This window comes from Thermostilla marina, from assembly GCF_054657455.1.
Map to the genome: position 1 here is coordinate 2871397 of NZ_BAAHYR010000001.1, position 21720 is coordinate 2893116.

12 protein-coding genes are annotated in these 21720 nt (G+C 58.6%); 4 read left to right on the plus strand and 8 right to left on the minus strand.

The genetic code is table 11. The features are described 5' to 3' along the window. Positions 1–42: 42 nt before the first annotated feature. Both ACYQ2I_RS10450 and ACYQ2I_RS10455 read right to left on the minus strand, forming a co-directional pair. On the minus strand, positions 43–2160 hold the full coding sequence (locus tag ACYQ2I_RS10450; protein ID WP_460166956.1) for a HEAT repeat domain-containing protein: 2118 nt from the start codon (positions 2158–2160) through the stop codon (positions 43–45). Positions 2161–2210: 50 nt separating this feature from the next. Further along, on the minus strand, positions 2211–3488 hold the full coding sequence (locus tag ACYQ2I_RS10455) for a Gfo/Idh/MocA family protein (protein WP_460166957.1): 1278 nt from the start codon (positions 3486–3488) through the stop codon (positions 2211–2213). 215 nt (positions 3489–3703) lie between these two features. On the opposite strand from ACYQ2I_RS10455, the gene ACYQ2I_RS10460 reads away from it, so the two are divergent. From ACYQ2I_RS10460 to msrA, 4 genes are all read left to right on the plus strand, one after another. Further along, on the plus strand, positions 3704–4951 hold the full coding sequence (locus ACYQ2I_RS10460; RefSeq protein ID WP_460166958.1) for a Gfo/Idh/MocA family protein: 1248 nt from the start codon (positions 3704–3706) through the stop codon (positions 4949–4951). 213 nt (positions 4952–5164) lie between these two features. Then, the gene (locus ACYQ2I_RS10465; RefSeq protein WP_460166959.1) at positions 5165–6868 is read left to right on the plus strand and encodes a ribulokinase; all 1704 of its coding nucleotides are present in this window, start codon (positions 5165–5167) and stop codon (positions 6866–6868) included. A 91-nt stretch (positions 6869–6959) separates the two neighbouring features. Continuing rightward, positions 6960–7622, plus strand: a complete 663-nt coding sequence (locus ACYQ2I_RS10470) for an L-ribulose-5-phosphate 4-epimerase (protein ID WP_460166960.1) — start codon at positions 6960–6962, stop codon at positions 7620–7622. A gap of 43 nt (positions 7623–7665) precedes the next feature. Continuing rightward, a complete protein-coding gene (gene msrA, locus ACYQ2I_RS10475; protein WP_460166961.1) occupies positions 7666–8223 on the plus strand; it encodes a peptide-methionine (S)-S-oxide reductase MsrA in 558 nt (185 codons plus the stop codon). Positions 8224–8339: 116 nt separating this feature from the next. Here the strand turns inward: msrA and lacZ are convergent, their stop codons facing one another. The 6 genes from lacZ to nhaA all read right to left on the minus strand — a co-directional run bounded on the left by lacZ (position 8340) and on the right by nhaA (position 21655). Beyond that, entirely contained in the window at positions 8340–11543 is a 3204-nt protein-coding gene (lacZ, locus tag ACYQ2I_RS10480) for a beta-galactosidase, LacZ type (RefSeq protein ID WP_460166962.1), read from the minus strand. Between the two features lie 387 nt (positions 11544–11930). Then, positions 11931–12497, minus strand: coding sequence for an EF-hand domain-containing protein (locus ACYQ2I_RS10485; protein WP_460166963.1), 567 nt, complete (start codon positions 12495–12497; stop codon positions 11931–11933). A 174-nt stretch (positions 12498–12671) separates the two neighbouring features. Next, positions 12672–15890 carry an outer membrane protein assembly factor BamB family protein gene (locus ACYQ2I_RS10490; protein ID WP_460166964.1) on the minus strand — a complete coding sequence of 1073 codons (3219 nt, stop codon included), beginning with the start codon at positions 15888–15890 and terminating at the stop codon, positions 12672–12674. Between the two features lie 316 nt (positions 15891–16206). Further along, entirely contained in the window at positions 16207–16902 is a 696-nt protein-coding gene (locus ACYQ2I_RS10495; protein ID WP_460166965.1) for a 3-keto-disaccharide hydrolase, read from the minus strand. 194 nt (positions 16903–17096) lie between these two features. Then, entirely contained in the window at positions 17097–20177 is a 3081-nt protein-coding gene (locus ACYQ2I_RS10500) for an outer membrane protein assembly factor BamB family protein (RefSeq protein ID WP_460166966.1), read from the minus strand. Positions 20178–20320: 143 nt separating this feature from the next. Next, on the minus strand, positions 20321–21655 hold the full coding sequence (gene nhaA / locus ACYQ2I_RS10505) for a Na+/H+ antiporter NhaA (RefSeq protein WP_460166967.1): 1335 nt from the start codon (positions 21653–21655) through the stop codon (positions 20321–20323). Positions 21656–21720: the final 65 nt, after the last annotated feature.

Here is a 21720-nt window from a genome sequence, read left to right on the forward strand (position 1 = left end):
TACCGACGTCCCTTGCCGCGCATTTCGAACACGAGGCGGTCCTTACGGTATCGGCAACAGGATTGTTGCGTTTTCGCGGAAGGTAGCTTCGCCTTCGCGTCCGTTCATGCGATACCGGATGCGCAGTTCTTTGACTACGCCGGGCACCGGGTCGCCCCCAAAAGCCTGGTTGTACGACGCGGACGGAAGGACGATCAACGGCATATCCTTGGCCGCTTTTTGCACCACAGCGGTTACGTCTTTTTCCTTTCCTTCCGCTCCGTAACGAGCTTCGAGGATTTCCAGCTTCACGGGTTCATAACCGACTTCTTGCAACAACTCGGTCACCTCGGCGGCAGCGGGCAATTGCTGCGCGATCTGCATGGCCGCGGCTGTTGCTTCTTTACGCACGTCGGCATTCTTTGCAACGTGCACCACCAGCCGCAGCATGTCGAGGCTGGGATATCGCTGCGCGGCATCGAAGACCAACAACACTTCGTCCTTGCGTGTCGCGGCGGCCAACGCGGCACGACACATCGATACACGGGCGGCGTCGTCCATGTCGAATTGGCGAATGAGCCGAATGTAGCCCCGCAAGGCCCGCACCTGATACGGCCCCTTCTGCTTTGCGATCTCCAGCAACACCGGCCCGGCATCGACGGACATCCATCCGCCCAACAGCCGTGTCGCGGCATCTTGCAGCGCTTGTTCCGGGCTCTTCGCAGCCGCGGCCATCGCTTCGAGTGCTACCGGCCCTCCCATTTCGGCCAAGATCTCCATCAAGGCGATCCGGCCTGCTATGCTCGCCTTTTCGGCGGCTGCGGCAAGTTGCTTTGCGCACGCATCTCGATCCGCCATTCGCAAGCAAGCAGTACGCAAAGCCTTCAGCGCGATGTCGCCTTCCTTGTCGCTACGAGGCTGCAACGCGCGATCGATGAGCAACGACAAATCGTCGAAATCGGCGATTTGTCCAAGCGATGTCAGCGCCGCCGTCGAGATTGCCGGGTCCGGGTCGGAGGCCGCGGCTTTGAGGAGCTCGACCGCCGGAATCAGTCGCCTTCCGACCATGCGAATCAACACCAGGCGTTCCTTGCCCTCGGCGGTTTTGAGTCGGCTTTCGATTTCCGCGTCGACTTTTCCTTTCGGCAGCGCCGCCATCGCCTCGACAGCCGCCTCGGCAGCGGGCGCGTCCGCACATACCGCGATGCGAATCAACACGTCGAGACAAGAATCGTCTCCCGCCCGTTTCAAATAGTCGATGGCCGCAAGTTGCACGACGCCCTGCGTCGATCCCGCGAGATCCCGGATGACGGGTAATGCGTCCGGATCGGCGCGATCGGCGATCGCGATCACCAACAACGCCCGTTCATTTTCGGGAATTTGATCGAGCTGCGACAACAGGGCACGAGCAACGCCTTCACCCTGCAGCTCGCGAGCCGCGGCCAACGCCATTTGTTTTGCCCGACGATCGCCGGTTTTCAACTGCTCCACCAGCAAAGGAATTCCAGCGGATTTTCGGGCCACGATCGCTCCGAATAAGCCTTCCGCCCGCCGAACATCGGCAACATCACTGTTGCGTACCAAGTCGTACAATTCCGCGGCCGTGTCGAGATCGCCGGCTTTCCAAGCCTGCTCGGCCGCCAAAATCAGACCTTCGGCAACCGACGACCGAACAGGTTCCTCTGTATTACCAAGGGCCGATCGCAAGGCTGCGATCGCATCGTTGTTGCCGATCTTGCCCAAGGCCACGGCGGCGGCCGAAGCCACCTCGGAATCTTGGGCTTGCAACAGCGGCGAGAGCACTCCGACCGCGTCCGCATCACGCCGCACGCCGATAGAGTTGATAACGCCGATCAGCACGCGGCCGTGCAGTTTTTGTGCCGCATCACGCAAAGCAGCATCGGCGGCCGGATCGGGAATCGCCTCCAGGGCGATCCGTGCCCAACTGGAAAGCTCGGGATCGGGAAGCAGCTCAGCCAACGCCGGAACAGCCTTGCCGCTGCCCCAAACAGCCAGTTTCTTACATGTGATCGCTTTTTCGGACTTGGGGGCATCGGATTGCAGCAAGGCAATCCAGCCGGGCTCGTCTGCCGCGGATCCCACTTCTGCCGATGCAACCGCGGACGGCAGAAGCAGGCCCAATGCCGTCACCGCCATGAAAAACACGATTCGACGATTCATGGTCTATTTCCTCTCGACGTGGTTTGCTTTCGTTCGATCAATGCTTGTGATCACAGTCGCCACGGTTCGCGGAGTGCTTCACCTCGCAGTCGATTGGCTTGTTCGTCATCGGCGAACGTGCATGTCACCGGATCCAATCGAACCGTACGGCCGAGGAACAAAGCGATGTTTGCCGCGTGGCATGCAATGTGGGAATAGCAAGCGACGTCGGCCGAGGCTTTGGGGCGGCTTCGCGTCTTGACGCAATCGAGGAAGTCGCGAACGTGGAACGTGGCCGGATAGCCGGGGATTTCTTCGACTTTCCGCCCTTGCAAGAGCGCCGGCGAGCTCAGCACGAGCTTGCCGCTGTCGCCCGTTTCGACCCAGCCTTCGTCGCCTTCGAAGCGCACCGGGCAAGACCCCAACGGCAGCCAACCGTCTTCCCGCAAGATCAACTTTACTCCGTTTGCGTACTCAGCGACGATCCGACCGTCTTGCGGGGGATTGTAGATTACCGGTGCCGTATGATCGGCACCGACGGCCCACTGGCACAGGTCGACGCAGTGACTTCCCCATTCCAGTACGCCACCGCCGACGAGGCCGCCCCCTTTTTCGAAATTGAACCCATCGAGCAACTTACGATTGAAGGGGCGCCACGCAGCCGGTCCCAGGTACAGGTCCCAATCCACTTCTTCACGGGGCGGTTCCGGTTCGGGCGGAAGCCAGCCGCTCATTTTGGCGGTCATGCCCGCCGGATGGGCGTGTACGGCACGGAGCTTTCCCAACCGCCCCGTCCTCGCCAACTCACAAGCAAAAGCAAAGTGGGGCAGATTTCGACGCTGCGTTCCCGCCTGAAACACGCGTCCCGTCCGACGCATCGTGTCGGCGAGGATCAAGCTTTGTGAAATGTTCTTTGTGCAAGGCTTTTCGCAATAGATGTCTTTCCCGGCCTTCGCGGCGTACACGGCGGCGGTCGCGTGCCAATTCGGCCCGGTGGCGATCAACACCGCATCAATGTCGTCTCGTGCCAAGAGCTCTCGAAAATCGCGGTACGTGGCACAGTCGCTGTTCCCGTACTTCTTGTCGGCGATTTCTTTGACTGCCTTTCGGCGAACGTCTTTCACGTCGCAAACGGCAACGAACTGAACATCGGGCTGCTCGAGGAAACACCCCAAATCGTAAGTACCCCGCCTGCCGATCCCGATTCCACCGAGGACGATCCGCTCGCTCGGCGGCACGGTTCCATCGGCCCCGAAGACGCTCCCCGGAACGATCTGAGGCACCCCCAGCGCAACTGCCGCGGCGCCGAGAAAGCGACGGCGAGAAACAAAAAAACGATGACGCGACATGTTCGGCCTCCTTTGACGGTATGTCTCCCGTTGCGGTTGCCCGTCGGTGTCGACAAGCGCGTTTATGGTAATTGCCGGAAGACCGAAAAGGAAATTGCACGCGTGAAAAATTCCAAAATCGGTTTTGCATGCGATCTCGTTGCCGGATTGCTACGATAACGTGTGGTGGTTTCTTCCATCCGACTTCCAATTCATGCCCTGTGGAGGTTTTCCAAATGGGTTCCATTCGCTACGGATTGGTCGGCGGCGGGTTCTACGCCAATTTTCAACTGCGGGCGCTCCGTCAAGTGCGGGACGTCGAGATCGCCGGGTTGGTATCGCGACGACCGCCCCAAGCACTTTCGGATACGGTGCGATCGCTCGGCATGGGTGAGGGCAGGATTTACCCTACCGTCAAAGACATGATCCCCCACGTCGATGTGGTCGCCATCTTTGCACCGAATTATGTGCGGCTTCCCATCGTCGAAGAAATCGCCGAGGCGTTGTCGGATGGGTACTCCTTGCGGGCGGTCATCTGCGACAAGCCGCTTGCCCGTAACATTCCCGAAGCACGCCGCATGCTCGATTTACTGCGTCCCTTCGGCATTCCGCTCATCTACTTCGAAAACCAGCTGCACATGAAGGCGGTTCAAGCAGTTCGTGAACAGCTCACTCCCGTAATCGAGGCAATGGGGCCGCCGTCACTCGTGCGGGCATCCGAAGAACATGCCGGACCGCACAGCGCGTGGTTTTGGAACCCGGTGGAATCGGGCGGCGGTGTGATGGCCGACATGGGATGTCACAGTGTGGCCGTCGCCTGGTACTTGCTGACGCCCCCGAACCGCCCCGTTCGGCACCTGAAACCCATAGCCGTTTCGGCCGATTTGTCACTCTTGAAGTGGGGACGTCGTCGTTGGCGGGAGGAGTTGCGAGAACGGTTCGGCGTCGACTATGACTCGCAACCCGCAGAAGACTTCGCCACCGGGATCGTGTCGTTTCTCGATCCCGAGACGAACATCGTCTCGAAAGCCCAATTCACTGTGTCCTGGATGTATGACAAGCAGGGACTGCGGGTCATGCTCGACGGCCTAGGCCCCGGTTATGCGTTCGAAATGAACAGCCTCAAGTCACCGCTGGAGGTCTTCGTCGGCGATGCGGCCGCTGCCGGTGTTGCCGATGCCGAATCGGCCCTCGAAAAGCAACAGGCCACGCGCGGTTTGTTGACCGTTCAACCCAACGAACCAGACTTGTACGGGTACGTCGATGAAAATGTCGATGCGGTACGATCGATCCTGACCGGCACGCCGGCTTTGCTCGATTGGGAGTATGGCCTGGAGATTGTTCGCCTGACGATGGCCGCCTATCTATCGGCCGAACGAGGTGAGACCGTCGATTTGACGGATCCCGAGACAATCGACTATCTCGAAACGTACACTCCACTCATCCAGCAAGGTAAAGGGCGAGAGGTACTCCACATCCAGTAACCCCCCCGATGGAACTACCTGGCCGGGTTCTTGCCGTCTCGGCACACGCCAGTTATCGTAACAAGCGAAGTCGAAAAGACTTCCGGCAATACAGCCAAGCGTGTGGGGGGATTCGGATCGCCCTTACTCATCCGCGATGAGCCATGGGGCGGACGGATCATTGAACATCGGTTCATGGTAACGGTCCGAAAGGACCGCCGGGAGAAATACGGAATGGCAACCAAGCGAACGAAGAAAGGGTACGCAATCGGGGTTGACTACGGGACGAACAGCGTCCGTGCGTTGATCGTCGACGTGTCCGACGGCAAAGAGATCGCAACCTACGTCTACGACTACCCCAGCGGTGAAAAAGGGATTCTTCTGGATCCGAAGGACCCGCAACTGGCGCGTCAAAATCCGGCCGACTACGTAAACGGCTTTTTCAAGTCGGTAAAAGGCGCGTTGCGTCAGGCGGCTTCGGTTCGGGGGTTCAAGCCCGAACTTGTCATCGGAATCGGTGTCGACACCACGGGCTCGACCCCAATTCCCGTCGACGACAAGGGGATGCCGCTGGCCTTTCACGACGAATTCGCCGACGATCTCGACGCCCAGGCGTGGTTGTGGAAAGATCACACCTCGCACGCTGAAGCTGCCGAAATCACCGAAAAGGCAGCCTCGTCGCGACTACCCTACCTTGCCAAGTGCGGCGGAAAATACAGCTCCGAATGGTTCTGGGCGAAAATTCTCCATTGCCGTCGGGTGGCGCCGCACGTGTACTCGGCAGCTTACGCCTGGGTCGAACTGGCCGATTTCGTACCGGCATTCATCACGGGGAATCTGTCTCCCGAAACAATGCCGCGCTCGGTGTGTGCCGCGGGCCACAAGGCGATGTACCATCCCGACTGGGGTGGATTGCCGAGCGAAAAATTCTTGGCACGGTTGGATCGGCAACTTGTGCGCATCCGACGACGATACGCAGCCCGGGCGGTGCCTTCCAACGAACAGGCGGGAACGCTGTGCCCTGAAGTGGCCAAAAAAGTGGGATTACCCGCCGGAATTCCCGTTGCGGTCGGAGCGTTCGACGCACACATGGGCGCCGTGGGGGCCGGAATCAAGCCGGGGACGTTAGTGAAAATCATTGGAACCAGTACCTGCGATATGATGGTCGTTCCCGAAGACCAAGACTTACCCGACATTCCGGGGCTGTGCGGCATTGTGCCGGGATCCATCATCCCGGGCATGTACGGCCTGGAAGCGGGACAATCGGCGGTCGGAGACATTTTCAACTGGTTCGTTTCTTATCTTGCTCCCGCAGAGTACACGGCCAAGGGCGATCCGCACGCCAACTTGACCGCCGATGCCGAAAAGCTCTTGCCGGGCGAAAGCGGATTGCTGGCACTGGACTGGAATAACGGCAACCGGACGATCCTCGTCGACCCGCTGTTGACCGGTCTCTTAGTGGGACAAACCCTGCATACGACCGCTCCCGAAATCTATCGGGCCTTGGTCGAAGCGACCGCTTTCGGCGCATTGACGATCATCAATCGGTTCGAAGAATACGGTGTCAAGGTCCACGAAGTAATCAACTGCGGCGGGATCGCCGAAAAGAACCCCTTTGTCATGCAGATTTACGCCGACGTGTGCAATCGTCCGATGAAAATCAGTCGCTCGGCCCAAACGTGTGCCCTGGGCGCGGCGATTTTTGGTGCGGTCGTCGGCGGCGCATATAAAACGGTCGAACAAGCTCAGCGCAAGATGACCGGCACGAAGAAAAAGGTATTCCGACCGCGGAAGGCCAACGCCGAAACGTATGCGGAGCTTTATACATTGTATCGAAAGCTACACGATGCCTTTGGGACGACGAATTACCAAGACACGTTGTACGATGTCATGAAGCGTTTGATCGCTCTGCGAGATCGCGTGCGATCGTGCCGATGAGTTCTTCACCCGGCCGTGCGGTCGCAACATGCTTTTCGTGACACTTGCGACCGCACGGATAGGATTTCTTCGACGACGGAGCGAACCAGCCATGAGTCTCGAGCAACTTCGAGAGATCGTCTGCGACGCGAACAAGGCCCTCGTTCGACACGGACTGGTCAAATTGTTTTCGGGAAATGCGAGCGGACTGGATCGAGCGACAGGGCGCCTCGTCATCAAGCCCTCGGGCGTTCCCTACGATACGTTGACGCCGGACGATCTTGTCGAGGTCGATCTCGTCACCGGAAAAGTCACTGCCGGCAACCTTCGCCCGAGCGTCGATCTTCCGCACCACTTGTATATCTATCGCAACCTGCCGGGCGTGAACGGTATCGTGCACACGCACAGTAATTACGCTTCGGCTTGGGCCGCCACGGAACGCCCGATTCCGGTATGTCTGACATCGATCGCCGATCAATTCGGCGCAGAAATCCCTTGCACTCCCTACGTCGACAACGAGGGGGATCACATCGGAGAGGCGGTCATCCGGCATCGCAACCGCGCCCCGGCCATCTTGCTCGGTCATCACGGTGCATTTACCTGGGGACCGACCGTATCCGACGCACTGCAAGCGGCCGTCGTTTTGGAGGATGTCGCCAAGACGGCTTTTCTGGCAGCCCAGTTGGGTGAATTGCGGTCGCTGCCTCCGCAAGAAGTCCGGAAGTGGTACGACAAGTATCACCACGGCTACGGCCAAAAAGCCGACTGCCGTTAGACGCACAATTCGAATTCGATACTCGTTCTCGGGAGCACTTCGCATGAGCGAGCGACCCGCCTACGACGAAGCCACTTTCGGTGCAGGATGTTTCTGGTGCGTTGAAGCCGCTTTCGAACAACTCGAGGGCGTTGTCGAAACGATGCCCGGCTACGCCGGCGGACACGTTGAAAACCCAACTTACGAACAGGTGTGCACCAAGACCACCGGCCACGCGGAGGTCTGTCGCGTCGTGTTCGATCCCTCAGTGATCAAGTACGAAGACCTGCTCGAGGTGTTTTGGTCGATACACGATCCGACAACACCCGATCGACAAGGCAACGATATCGGCCCGCAATACCGGTCCGTGGTTTTCTACCACTCACCGGCTCAACAATCGGCGGCCGAAGCGATGAAAGAGCGTTTGGACAAAGAGGGTGTTTTTCCCGCGCCGATCGTGACGTCGATCGAGCCGTTACGAAATTTCTATCCGGCGGAAGAGTATCACCGACATTACTTTCGGCGAAACCCGACACAAAGCTACTGTCAAGCGGTAATCGCCCCGAAGCTCGCCAAATTTCGACAACGCTTCGCCGAAAGACTCCATTCTGCCGATCGATGATAGTTCCGGACTGAAGCCTTTTTCCACCGTCGCAAGCAAGAATACGGGCGACCTTGCCGCAGCGGCAATGGTCGCCCGTTGTCGTTCGGGTTACTGCTTTCGAATGCCGATCCCGCCTACGGCGTTATCGGTTCGATGAAGTAGCGGAACAGGTACGGTTTGCGTGGGTCGACGCGATACTCTTCGTGCGTGTCGGCGCCCCACGAGTTATCGCCGCCTACCCCGTATACGACATGGTCGATGTTGACGGTCACCAAATCGCGACGAGGCAGCTCGTAATCGTGAGTTGCCGAAGCCAAGTCTTCCGCCGTGTACGGCCACGCACTGAATTGGAAGGGCTGCTCGACCGCTGCAAACAAAAGTCCGCGGCCTTGATCGTCCAGGAAGGAAGCCCAGCGAACGTCGGTTCGGTTCGCATTGTCTTGCGGGCGCACATATCCGAAGATGAATTGCTCCAACGGCAACTCGTGCAATGCGATTTCAGCACCGGTCTTGCGATCACAATAGGTTTCTTGCGGGCCGCGCCCGTACCACCGGATGGTCGAAAACGGCTTTCGCAAGGCAAGTGTCGTGCCGAACTTCGGCATTCGGTTCTGAGTGGGGCCGCCGACGCCGCGTCCGGGTAAGTACGCCGCGTCGATGTCGATATGTCCGTTGCCGCGAATTTCATATTGCATGAGACAATCGACATACGTATCGGCGATCGGGAATCGGATCCAGGCAATTACCACCACCACTCCGTGGCGTTCTTCGGCTTGGATTTCCTGCAGTTTCTTGTTGCGGCACGCTTCCTTCCAAATCGGCTCGATGCGGGACATCCGGTTGCGGTACTGGTTGTCGTTGAGCACCTTGTCGAGATTCGGCTCCAAGGGAGCCGCCAAGAATTCGGTCCCGCGATATCGGTAAGACGTCAACGCGCCGGACCGCCGATCGAACACCGCTTGGAAATCGGCCCCCGAGACGATCAACTCGGTGGCGGTCGTTTGCAACGACGCAGGAGCAGCTTCGCTCCGCGGCAAGACGGCCCAGCTTCCGGCGCCCACCCGATATTGCTCCCAAGCGACGACGTGTCCTGCCTCGGCCCAAGGCGTATCCGACTTGAGATAGAACTGAATCGTGAGATACTTTTCCAACGAGGGCAATTTGCCCAGTTTTTGCTTCTCGGACGACAAGTCCAAAATCCAATTGGCCCCCGCCGGTACCGAAGGCACTTCAACCTCGCCGGTTGCGATCTGCTTGCCGCCTGCCCGCAGGATCCAACGACAACCGAATTCGTTCAAGTCGGTAAAATGATAACCGTTACAGATATTGAACTTCCACGCGTCCTGCCCTTCTTGCCAGATCTTGACGTATTGATACACCTTCCGCACTTCGTGCAAATGCGGATTGGGACGCCGATCCGGCTGCACCAGGCCGTTGATGCAAAAGTTTCCGTCGTTCGGAAAGTCCCCGAAGTCGCCGCCGTAGGCGAAGAATCGCTTTCGTCCCAAGGCATCCGTCTTGCCGCCGGGGATTTCTTTGTATAAGCCTTGGTCCACCCAGTCCCAGATGAAACCGCCCTGCAACAACGGATACCGCTCGATGATGTCCCAGTAATCTTTGAAGTTTCCGACGCTGTTCCCCATCGCGTGAGCGTATTCGCACAAAATATACGGGGTTGGGTTGTTTTCGTTCCGACCGTAGCGTTCCAACACCTCCGGCGGTGCGTAGAAATGATTCTCGAAGTCATAGGGTGTATCTTGCACCATTACCGGCCGCGAGGGATCGCGGGCGTGCATGAAAGCGGCCATGTCGGGCCACGATTTTTCGCCGCGCCCCGATTCATTGCCTACCGACCAGGCAAATACACACGGATGGTTTTTGTCTCGCTCGACCAGCCGCTTGGCTCGGTTCAAACACGCGAATGCGTAATGATCTTCGCCGGTTACCCATTGCGCGGCGTGCGACTCCACGTTCGCCTCGTCGAGAATGTACAACCCGTACCGATCGCACAGATCATACCAGCGGGGATCGTCCGGATAATGGGACGTCCGAACGGCATTCAGGTTGTTTTGCTTCATGAGCACGATATCTTGGATCATCCGTTCGACCGACATCACGTAGCCGGTCTCGGGATCGATTTCATGCCGGTTCGTTCCCTTGATGTAGATGGGAACACCGTTCACGCGAATCTGCTTCTCCTTGATTTCCACGCGCCGAAAACCGACATTGTGCGATGTTGCCTCAATTAGTCGATCGCCGTCGCTTTTGAGCTGTAAGACCAATCGGTACAGATTCGGCTTTTCGGCAGACCACAACTTCGGACCGACGATCTTCGTGCGCAGCACAGTAGTCGTCGCACCTGCGCCGGGCACCACGGCATCGGATTCGAGAGTGGCCGCCGTTTCCCCCGTCGCCAAGTCGACCAACTCGCCGACGAGCTTCACCTTCGCCGCTTGTGGGGCAAAGTTGCGCAGGTCGACGTCGACCGAAAAATCGGCCTGCGTAAGCGTGTCGTCGAGATCCGGGTGAACGAAGAAATCCCGAATTTGCACCTGAGCGGACGACCACAAGTACACATCGCGGAAGATACCGCTAAGACGCCACATATCTTGCTGTTCGATGTACGATGCGTCGCTGAAGCGGTAGACTTCCACGGCCACAAGGTTCTTACCGGGGCGAACGGCCTCGGTGATATCGAACTCGGCAGGTGTTCGGCTCCCCTCGCTGTACCCGATCTTTCGACCGTTCACCCACACGTAGAACGCCGATCGGACGCCGTCGAAATGCAAAAATACCCGTCGTCCTTGCCAGTCTGTGGGCAAATCGAATGAGCGCCGATAGGATCCGACCGGGTTGCGGTTCTCGTACGTCGTAAATTCCCGCTTGGGCGGCTCACCCATCACGCGCGGCGGGTCGATCTTGAAGATGGGACGGAAGTTCGCGTAGATCGGCACGCCGTAGCCCAAAACTTCCCAGTTGCTGGGTACCGGGATTTCATCCCACGAAGAATCATCGAAGTCGACTTCGTAGAAATCGACCGGCCTCTTATCGGGGTGATTCACCCAGTGAAACCTCCAGGTACCGTTCAGCAAACGAAACCAGGGAGACTTCGTGCGATCCCCCGCCAGCGCAGCCTCGCGGCTATCGAACGCATAAGCCGTCGTTCGCGGCGGTTCGCAATTGACCTGCACGACCAGATGGTTCTGCCACTCTTCCTTTTCGGGCTTCAACGGCCCATGCCCCTGAGCGCAAACCAGTCCCGCGTTGTGAACCAGCACGGCGCACAAAACGGCCAAGGCCCCTTTTCCCCACTTGCTGCGAATCAAGTATTTCACCATCTGAGTCGGCAACCTCCCAAATGCTATCAAAATGGGGCGACGGAGATTCCGTCGGAGTTCTTTCGGATACGCTCAACTTCCACCGGTGGTTCGTTGCACTACACGAGCCGATTGCGACAATGCCGATCGCTTGCACAATAGTGCTCAAAAGGCGGGCCATGCTCGCGGCGACTCACGCAACGAAAACCACAACGTTCCTAGACAGGAGAGCGAATAAACCATCCGGCGGGGTGAGGAAAACACGATCGGGTCAACGGATAATATCCCCCAGCCGAACCAGTGATGCAAGCCTCGGCATCGTTTGCCGAGTTCATCCGCGCGCAAGAAAACGCGGCAGACAAGCCGTAACCCTCGCTTGCCTACCGCGCTTCAATCGTTCAAAAGCCGCTATTTTTTCTGGACAGGCCGTCGCTCCTTGCCGGCCGCCGGACGCTTCTTCCCAGGCCCCTCGCCCGGCTTCGCCGGCCTAGCGTGACCACCATTCCATCCGGCAGTAAACTCTTTCACGTCGATCACGCCGTCCTTGTTCGAATCCAGCTTCGCAAGCAAAGCCTTGGCGGCCGCCTCATCCTTGTTGACCCGCCGGGCTTTGAGAATCTCCTCGATCGTTACCTTTCCGTCACCGTTCGCGTCCAAGCGTTTGAAGACAACTTCCGGATTCACGGTCAGCGCCTTGGCAAACTCCTGGATCGTCACTTTGCCGTCACCGTCGGCATCCACGCGTGCGAAGAAGCGTTTCGCCCGCTCGGCGTCTCCCTGGAATCGCTTGCCTTTTGCGAATTCTTCCAGCGACAGTGCCTTGTCCTTGTTTGTGTCCAGTTCGGTAAACAAGGCATGCAACCTCGATTGGGGCGACGTTTTCCCCTCGGGATTCGGCCTTTTTGCCGGCTGGCCGAACGCGACACCACCCGCCAACACCACCGTCACGGCCACAAGAGCTACCATCCTCCGCATAACAAGCCTCCTCTCAAAGGACCCGCAGGAGCGCACATCGGACCGAATCGCACACCGCGCATACGGTCCCCCACATCGGCATTAACCCCGCAGACGCCTGATGGTTTTGCACGATTCGCCGAAATCCGTTGCCGGTTTCCGACTCCAACGACCTTTCCCCTCCGCGGAGCTATATCAACGGCCGATGCAAACGATTCGCCCGTCGGAAATCGCCACCAATAGCCTGCCTCGTGCGGCGATCATCCCGTCGAAGATCGGGAGTTGTGTCAAGGTGCGACGTTCGAGCAATCGCCCATCGCGGGCCGAAATCGCCAGCAGCTCGGCGCCGTGTCTCCCTTGCAATGCCTCTTCCTGTTCGTGGACAGCAGCCAAATCATCCGCTGTCAAACCGGTACGTTTCAGCTTTGATTCGTCTAATACGTCGGGCGGTCCCGCCGTGAACAACACGTCTCCCGCCAGTACCATCGCCCTCACAAGAATGGGCAGCTTTTGCGTCCAAGCGTAATTGTGGGGATTGACAACACCGGCGGTCGTCTTTTCTGTCTTGGCTCCCGATTTTAGCATGACCGGATTGGGTGCAGGCTTCCATATCTTCGCCGCGGAATACAGCCGGAACTCCAACGGCGTCGTCCAGCGGTAAAACTGCGGTTCCCGTCCAAAGGCAAAGACGCGGTCCGGCCCCACGACCATGATTTTTCCGGCCGGGGCGTACTTTCCCGCCACGTAATAACCGTTCCAGCCGCTCGACCACGTTTCGGCGTACAGCCAGTAAGTCCGGTGGAACGACGTGTCATCGAGGAACCCCGTCGGACAGAACAGGTGGGTCGTTTCTCCGCCTTGACGTTCCCCCTCTTTCGGACCATACACTTTCGGCCCGAGAATCGGGCGATCACCTTCGAACGTGAACACCTGCGACCGCATGTAAAGGTAACGCCCGTCCGTGCTCAGCACATCGGGACGTCCGACGGCCATGTTCAGCCACTGAACGGTGTCGTGGATGTCTTTACCCGTCTTCGGATCCTTGTCGTCCAAGGCCTTCCACGAGAGCAAGCGACCGGTTACCGCGTCGAGCCGGTAGAGCCGCATCCCCCCATCGCAGAAGAGGTTTCGTCCGGCCACGAAGTAGGCCACACCGTCATGAATCAAGACGCTTCCGTGTACCGGCCAGAGCGACTCGAATTGCTCCTTGATCATGGTTCGGCGGTCGCAAGGAGCGGCCAAGAATCGCCACGCAAGAGCGCCGTCCGAGGCCCGTAAACAATACACGTATCCGTCTGCCGAGCCGAACAGCAAACGTCCGCGATAGTATGTCGGCGGGGAGTCGACCCGTCCACCTGCGGTGAATCGCCAAACTTCTTTGCCGGTATCCGCGTCCAGCGCCAACACTTGGTGCCGATCGATTACCGCCACGAACACCTTGCCATCGGCTTCGACCAGGCTCGACGGTGTTCCGCCGATATCCGTCTGCCAGCGTATGCCATCGCCAAGCTCGACGGGCTGCGGACAATACCCCGCTCGATCGTTGCGTCCGCGATAGGTCGGCCAATCAGCGTCCGTCGCCTCACGCCCCAATGGGGCATCATAAGCCGGTCCGGGCTCCAATCGCTTGTCGTCATCGACGACATCGTATCTACGCGGCTCCGGTGCTAAGGCCGTAAAGTGATGCAACATCGTCTCTGCATAGCAGATGCACGGTGCCGGAGGCGAATATACCAGGCCGTTGCACGCCATGATTCCATAAACGCACGCGCCCCGTACCCAATGATTGAGGTCCCAACTTTGCCGCTTGAGATCGACAAACTCGATTCCTGTTCGCGACGTCATCACGTAGTTGACGGTCGCCCGACCGGGATAGCAACGGTGGTGGAACCAATAGATGTCGAAATTCGGTGCGAATCGGGCGCGGACTTCTCCGGTTTTGAGGTCGTAAGCCACTTCTTCGCCGCTCAACCGCCCGTTCGAACTGGCATGACACCACACGAGCCCGTCGATGACGAACAAATCTTCCGGCGAGCTGTACCCAGAAGGTGGATGAGGTGCCTTCCACAGCGTCTTTCCTGTTGCCGCCGACACCGCGGCGAGCGTATCCGATTTCACCGCACCACCACCCGACTTCACGATTCCAGATTCTTCGCCGCAGGCAAGCAACACGACGCCGTCTGAAACCACGAGCTTCGACGCAAAGTAAGAATACTGCTTTTCCGGCGCAGGAAAGGCTTCTTCCGAATGCCAAATCACTTGTCCCGAACGACGATCGAGCGCCGTGATACGACCGGTGACGAAGTTGAAATAGTAGAGATGCTTTTCGTCGACCGCGGGCGTCAAGGCGGCGACCACGTCTTCGTGCGTCCACAATGTTTTCCCCGAATCGACCGATACTGCCGCAAGCGTGCGTTTTTCGGCCGGACGCACGAGCCGTCCGCCGTCACCGATCGAGCCGGGGCCGATCAACACGTACAACACGCCGCCGTCCAGCAGGATTTCTTCCGCTCCGGAGGTTTGTGGATAGGTCGCCACAATTTCTCCCGTTCGCGCATTCAATCGAACGACCGGCCCGTGTAGGTCCAATGTTACGAACACATCGCTTTGGGTAGCCACCAAACGGCGCGGTGCGTCGGCGGGGCCGTCCTTGAGCCCTTTGAATCGCGTGTACCATTCGGGAATTGCTCGTTTCCACAGAAGCTTACCGTTGAACGCATCTCGACAAATCAAGGCCCAATGCGAGGGCAAAAAGATCGAAGCATGAGAACCCTCGTCCAAGATGTAGAATATCCGCCCACCGGCCGATACCATCGCACTGAAACTCGACATGTGATCGTGGTGCCGCGTCCATTTCGGATCGGCTTGCCATTGGACACCACCGGGCGGTCCGACGACCGTGTCCTCGGCAACAGCGTTGTTGTCGGGACCGTGCAAGTAGTGCGTCCATTCGTCGATCGCATCGGGACGCGGCTTGTGAATCGTCCGCGGACCTGTCGCGTGCGTCGTCTGCGCAATCCCATCGGGCGTCAACACGCGGAGGATTTCCGATTCGTCCGCCGCTCCTTGCGCGTCGATCAATACATTGACGACGTTGTCGATTACCGGGATGTTACAGCCGTCCCAACGATCGACACAGATCTTCCCGTAGAGCCCCCGAGCGTCCAGTTCGCGACGCAACTTCGCCACATGCGCTTCGTCTTGACAAAACGCTTGAACGAAAAAGGCGTCGCTCCGCCGCAAATCGACCAGTGACTCGACGGATTCGGCCTCCAACACGACGATAACGCCGCCGGGAACGTCCTCCGGCAACTGCGGCCGGTTCTCTCCCTGGGCGGATAAACCACTCATCGCCGTGAAGATTCCCAACACAACCCAAATACCGGCCGACAGCGTTTTTTTCCTCGTTGCCATCACGACGCTCGCGTCCTCCTAAACGGTGAAGCTGTACCAAAGGAAATGCCGAATCACGCATTCCGGCGCAATCTGCCTGATCGACTCTTGCCAGGTTGACATTGTCCCTCGACAGCCGACAAGGGCAAGTGCCCGATACACACGACAATGACAAAACGCGGCCTTCTACATTCCCGATCACGTCAGACCGCAAACGTGGCGTGGGAAACACCACTCCAAAACGACACACGAGGACGGACACACGATCCGTCCCCGTGTTTCGAACGTCTTTCAGGCCGGTTCTCGTCGCACTCGGCGCGATCCGATCGGATTGTCCCTAATTGGAAAGCGGAACCAACGTCACGGTGCGGAAGTGAATCTCGGCGCCTTCGGACTGCAAGCCGATCGGACCGGCATCCAAGTTCAAACCTCCGGCCTCGTTGACCTTCTTGCCGTTGACGAACAAGGTCAACGTGTCCTTGTAACAAACGATGACGTACTTGTTCCATTGACCGGGTTCGTTCTCGGCAGCCTCGATCTTGGCGACCCCGACGAATTGACCCAACGCCGGATTGTCTACCTTGCGGAAACGGTCTTCCGGTCCGGTAACCGACGCACCGCGGAAGGCCCAAATATCGCCTGCACTTCCACTTTTCAACTGCGCTTCGACACACTTCGGCATGAACCCGATCGGCTCTCCGTCGATACGCAACAAGACGCCGCTGTTACCCGGTTCTTTGCCGGGAGCCCACCGCCATTCGACCACCAGAATGAAATCGTCGAACGACTGTTTCGTTTCCAGGTAGCCGAGAGGCTCTCCCTTGCAGACGAGGATGCCGTCCTGAACACTCCAGACGTCTTCGGTCTTTACGTTGGGATCGACCAGCCTCCCGACCCAACCGTCGAGTGACTTGCCGTCGAACAACGTGACGACCGCCGGCGGATCGGCCACCGCCATCGGCGACGAAACGGTCACGGCGTTTCCCAGCCAAAGGGCTGCACAAAGCATCATCGTACCAATGATCGTACGCATCCAAAGCACCTCCGAACTACCTGACGACTACCAAGTAGTCTCAATGATGGGACCGGTCACCGCGGACCGAAGCCACCATCCTGAGCTTTTCACAATTCAGCGTGTAAGAGAGTATGATCGGAGCTCATCGGCAATGCAACGCGGAAGGCGGCAACTTGCGAATCGCTTGCGGCAAACCCCGTATTTCGAATGCGCTATTTTCGGCCGAAGCATGCTACCTCGCCGTTTTCCAGGCTCAGCAGCAATCGCCCCGGAACGGCGGCCATCCCGTCGAATACCGGCGGCGCCGGAAGCGGATACGTCGCCTTCAGTTCACCGTCTTCGGCCGAAATCACCATCAGAACAGGGTCGAGCGACTCAGACGCCACGAACGTCTGCAGCGCCTTGGCCGACGGTCCCGCGACAAACAACAGGTCGCCGGCCTTGACCATCGCCCGTACGTGGATCGGAAGGAATTTTTCCCATTGTGGTTCGAGCGAGTCCTTCCGTCGGGCAAACAACCGATAGGGTCCGTCGATCAACTGGTTCGACCAGTGCACGTCGCGTCGACCGTAACCGTAGACCGTCGTATCGTCGATCGCCATGATCCTGGCATAGATCAATCCTTTCACGCGGCCCGAACAACCGCAAGCGATCGATATCTTATCGCCGTAGATCCAATACGATCGGTGCGGCCAGCTATCGTCGAGGAACCCGGTGAGTGTAAGCAGATGCGGACGATCGTCTTCCGTCTTGGTACCGTCGTGCGTGTACGACGTATCACGCAGGTACAAAAAATTGTCGTCGGCGACCAGTAAATCTTCCCGTTCGCCGGGCATGGCCGAAGGTGCATATTGCGACAACTGGCGATCCGTTTGCGGATCAAGGCTGCAAATGGCCGTGCGGCCGAGCAGGCGTCCAGTCGCCGTGTCCAGCCGATACAACTGTAACCCGCCGTCCAAATACGTATTCCGGCCGCACACGAACGCCGTCTGACCGCCCAAATCGAGAACGGCCCCCGAAACCGGTGTAGCCGATTCCAGTTTCTCGAAGGCCAACACACGACGATCGATAGGAGCCGCCAAAAAACGCCAAGCCGGGGCGCCGTCGGTGGTGCGCACAGCCTGCACGTATCCATCACGACAGCCGAACACGGCCAGGTTGCCGCAAATCGTCGGCGGCGAATCGACTGCCGTTCCCGTGAGAAGAGACCAATGCGTCTCGCCATTTTCGATATCCAAAGCCGTCAAGCGGTTTTGAGTTTTCGAAGCGACAAACACCTGTCCGTGGGCAACTGTCACAGGCGTCGGGGCATCGCCCACTTGTGTGCGCCACAACGGTCGCAATTCGGCACCGACGGAGGCCGAGGTCGTACCGGACCGTTTCCGATCATGCCGATGCGTCGGCCAACTCAACTGCAAATCGGGCGTTCGAATGTCGACTTGAGGATCGTATGCGGGCCCGCGAAGCAGTCTCGCGGCATCGGGCACCGGCGCGTATTCCTTGCGTGCGACACGCGACGCAAGTGCGTTGAAGCCGATCGTTCGAGTTGCGATGTAACAAGCACAGGCATGCGGCGGCGCATACAGCAATCCGTTGGCGGGCATCACGCCGTATTTACAGACACCCCGCACCCAGCTATTCCACAACACTTCGCCTTCTGCCAAATCGATGAACTCCGTTCCCCGGCGGCCGCCCAAAATGTAGTTCACCGTGGCGACGTTATCGTAGCATCGGTGGTGATGACCGGGATTTTCCGGTTCGATATGCAAAAGCACCTTGCCGGTATTCAAGTCCCGTTTGGTTACGAAGTACGGTCCCCACGCCGGACTTCGTTTTCCCGGAGCGGGCTTGAATCCACCGATCCACAGGGCGCCGTCGATGACGAACGTGTCTTTGATCGAGGTCATCAACGATTCCGATTCCCAGAGTTTCTCTCCCGTTTCCGCGTCAAGAAGCCGGATGTTTTGACCGCCCGCACAGACTACTTTTCCCCCGACGACTTGTCGCAATATCGGCGCGTCGACCGCCCAAAGCGTGCGGCCGGTCGCACGGTCCAGTGCAAACACCTTCGCACCCGACTGGTAGAACACGCGTCCACCTGACGCGGTCAACGTCAACGTTCGCAGATTCCCTACCTCATCGGAAGTTCGCTGCCACAGCACCTTACCGCTCTGCGCGTCGACGGCGGCAATCCGGACCGGTGCCTCTCCCTCCGTTTTTTTGAGCTGCTGGACGAAGGGCAAAGCCGTGTCCCGATCGAAGACCGGAGAGTCGTCCCGTGCCATCAAGGTTTGCCAGTGTTTCCACTGACTGATGCGAGCCGGCGTGGGTTCGCGAATCACCAGAAACAAAAGCCCGCCGTCGCAAATAATTTCTTCCGTCCCTTCCGTGCCCGCGTACGTCATCAAGTGCTCGCCGGTTGCCGCGTCGAGCTTCTGCAACGCCGCAAACAGGCCCGGAGCGACATAGACGGACTCTCCGACCGCCACGATCTTGCGTTGCAATTGCCTGGGGGTTTCTCCCCAGTTGACGATATGTGGAAACCATTCGGCAACCGAACGTTCCCACAGGAAAGCACCATTGAAGGCATTCCGAGCCACGATCTTCCACGAAGGGGCTTGCCGCACGAACGCCGCCGGTGCTTCGTCGACGATATAAAAGATCCGTCCTCCATCAGCAACGACCGAAAGGACACTCGGAATATGCTCATGACTGCGAGCGTAGCCGGGTCCGGTTACCCATTGCATGAAACGCGGAGGCGCCACCAACTGATCGGAAGAAACGGGGTTGCCATCGGGGCCGTGACGATAGTGCGACCAACCGTCGATCGCCCTCGGCCATGACTTGCGATGCAACGGGTTGTTTGCAGTGCGATCCCACCACACCCCGCCCGGAACCAAGACTCGATCGATCTCCTCGCTCAACGGCTTGCGCTCGGTAACGACCAGCATATCGACCGACCGATCGACGAACGGCAGTTCGGGGCCCGCATTTTCGACAACCCAAATCCTCCCGGATCGGCCTTCGTGAAACACTGTTTCTCGAATTGCGGCGGCCCGGTCGGGCGAAACGAGCAGACACACATGCCGGGCGCCCGTTTCCGAGAACGCCGCGGCCAGGTCGAATGCGTCGTCTCCGATCACAACAACCAAGCCCGATCGTGCGGCAATTTCATTCACCGCCGCATTTTCGGCGAAAGCGAATCCCGCCGTCGCGACGGCGACCACCGCTCCATAAACTGCCGACGGACAACGCAAAAACGCCATGCCTCCGCGGTTTCGTGCACGTTCCATGTTCGCCATCCCCCAGACTCAAGACGAAAACGGCCCCATTGGTCGGGTATTATAATACGACGATTAACGACGCGCGCACGGGTTCTGCAAAAATGCGAAGCCATCTAGAAGCCCATGTCGCCGACGCCCGAAGGCCGCCGCATTCAATCCCCGGATTCGGCCTTGGGAAGCGTTTTCGCGAGCAACGCCAATCCGATAATCGCCGAAGAAACAGACCCGGCGAGAATCCCGATCTTGGCTTGCGTACCAATTTGAGGCGAGGAGAAAGCAAGCTCGCTGACAAACAGCGACATCGTGAAACCGATTCCCCCCAAGCAACCGACTCCCACGATATGACTCCACTTCAAGTCGCCGGGCAGTTGCATCCCCAAGATCCGCGTCGCAAACCAGGTCAGCAGTGTCATGCCCACCGGCTTGCCCACTGCCAAACCCAAGATGATCCCCAAAGCGATCGGCGAGGCCAGTGCGGCTGCGCCGCCGTGAAGTTCCACGCCCGCATTTGCCAAAGCGAAAACGGGCAGCACGAAGAACACCAGCACCGGATGCAGGTAGTGTTCCAAGACCAATCCCGGCGGCTCCATTTTGGCCGCCGTCTCGCGAATCTCCGATACGGCCTCGAGTTGGTGATGATCGAATACAAGACTTTCGGTCGTAAGAGTCGACTCACGCAAGTCCGCCATGCGTTTCTCGATATTGGCTACGAACTGCTTCGGCTCGATTTGCGACCGAACAGGCACCAACATGGCGATCACGACGCCTGCGATCGTCGCGTGCAATCCGGAAGCCAGTACCGCCGCCCAAATGAGAAAGATCAACAGGAGGATGATCCCGAGGCGATTGATTTTCAACACGCGGGTGACGACGAACAACGCCAAGAACAAGACGATTGCCACCCCTAAGGCGACCATGCTGATCTTTTCGGTATAGAAAATCGCAATCACGAGCACGGCGCCGATGTCGTCGACGATTGCGGCCGCGGTGAGAAATACCTTGAGCACCAACGGCACGCGTTTTCCGAAGACCGCCAGGGCCCCCAACGCAAAGGCGATGTCGGTCGCCATCGGGATTCCCCAACCGCGGGCCCCGTCTCCTCCAAGGTTCAGCATCGCGTACAAGGCTGCCGGCACGACCATTCCGCCGATCGCCGCCGAAGCGGGCAGTACCGCCTTGCGGAAACTGGACAACTCGCCGACAACCAATTCGCGCTTGACCTCGAGCCCGACCACGAAGAAGAAAATGGCCATCAGGCCGTCGTTGATCCAGTGGTGGACCGTGAGAGCGTGCCGGCTTCCTTGCCACGCGAGGCCGATCTTCACATGCAGAATGTCGTGGTACAGGCCTCCCCATGAGGAATTCGCCCATACCAGTGCGGCAACCGTGCAACAAAGCAATATGACGCTTCCGGCGATCTCGGAATGCAGAAACGCCAAGAACGCCTTTGTGGGCGATTCCGGTACGTTCGAAGATTCTCGACTCATAAAACTTCCGTCATGGGATTCCATTCGGTACCGACGCGAGAATACGTCGGCCGCGAAGCGCTGCG

Coding starts and splice junctions, on each gene's coding strand:
- ACYQ2I_RS10450 (WP_460166956.1), bottom strand. CDS start 2,160: ATGAATCGTCGAATCGTGTTTTTCATGGCGGTGACGGCATTGGGCCTG.
- ACYQ2I_RS10455 (WP_460166957.1), bottom strand. CDS start 3,488: ATGTCGCGTCATCGTTTTTTTGTTTCTCGCCGTCGCTTTCTCGGCGCC.
- ACYQ2I_RS10460 (WP_460166958.1), top strand. CDS start 3,704: ATGGGTTCCATTCGCTACGGATTGGTCGGCGGCGGGTTCTACGCCAAT.
- ACYQ2I_RS10465 (WP_460166959.1), top strand. CDS start 5,165: ATGGCAACCAAGCGAACGAAGAAAGGGTACGCAATCGGGGTTGACTAC.
- ACYQ2I_RS10470 (WP_460166960.1), top strand. CDS start 6,960: ATGAGTCTCGAGCAACTTCGAGAGATCGTCTGCGACGCGAACAAGGCC.
- msrA (WP_460166961.1), top strand. CDS start 7,666: ATGAGCGAGCGACCCGCCTACGACGAAGCCACTTTCGGTGCAGGATGT.
- lacZ (WP_460166962.1), bottom strand. CDS start 11,543: ATGGTGAAATACTTGATTCGCAGCAAGTGGGGAAAAGGGGCCTTGGCC.
- ACYQ2I_RS10485 (WP_460166963.1), bottom strand. CDS start 12,497: ATGCGGAGGATGGTAGCTCTTGTGGCCGTGACGGTGGTGTTGGCGGGT.
- ACYQ2I_RS10490 (WP_460166964.1), bottom strand. CDS start 15,890: ATGGCAACGAGGAAAAAAACGCTGTCGGCCGGTATTTGGGTTGTGTTG.
- ACYQ2I_RS10495 (WP_460166965.1), bottom strand. CDS start 16,902: ATGCGTACGATCATTGGTACGATGATGCTTTGTGCAGCCCTTTGGCTG.
- ACYQ2I_RS10500 (WP_460166966.1), bottom strand. CDS start 20,177: ATGGAACGTGCACGAAACCGCGGAGGCATGGCGTTTTTGCGTTGTCCG.
- nhaA (WP_460166967.1), bottom strand. CDS start 21,655: ATGAGTCGAGAATCTTCGAACGTACCGGAATCGCCCACAAAGGCGTTC.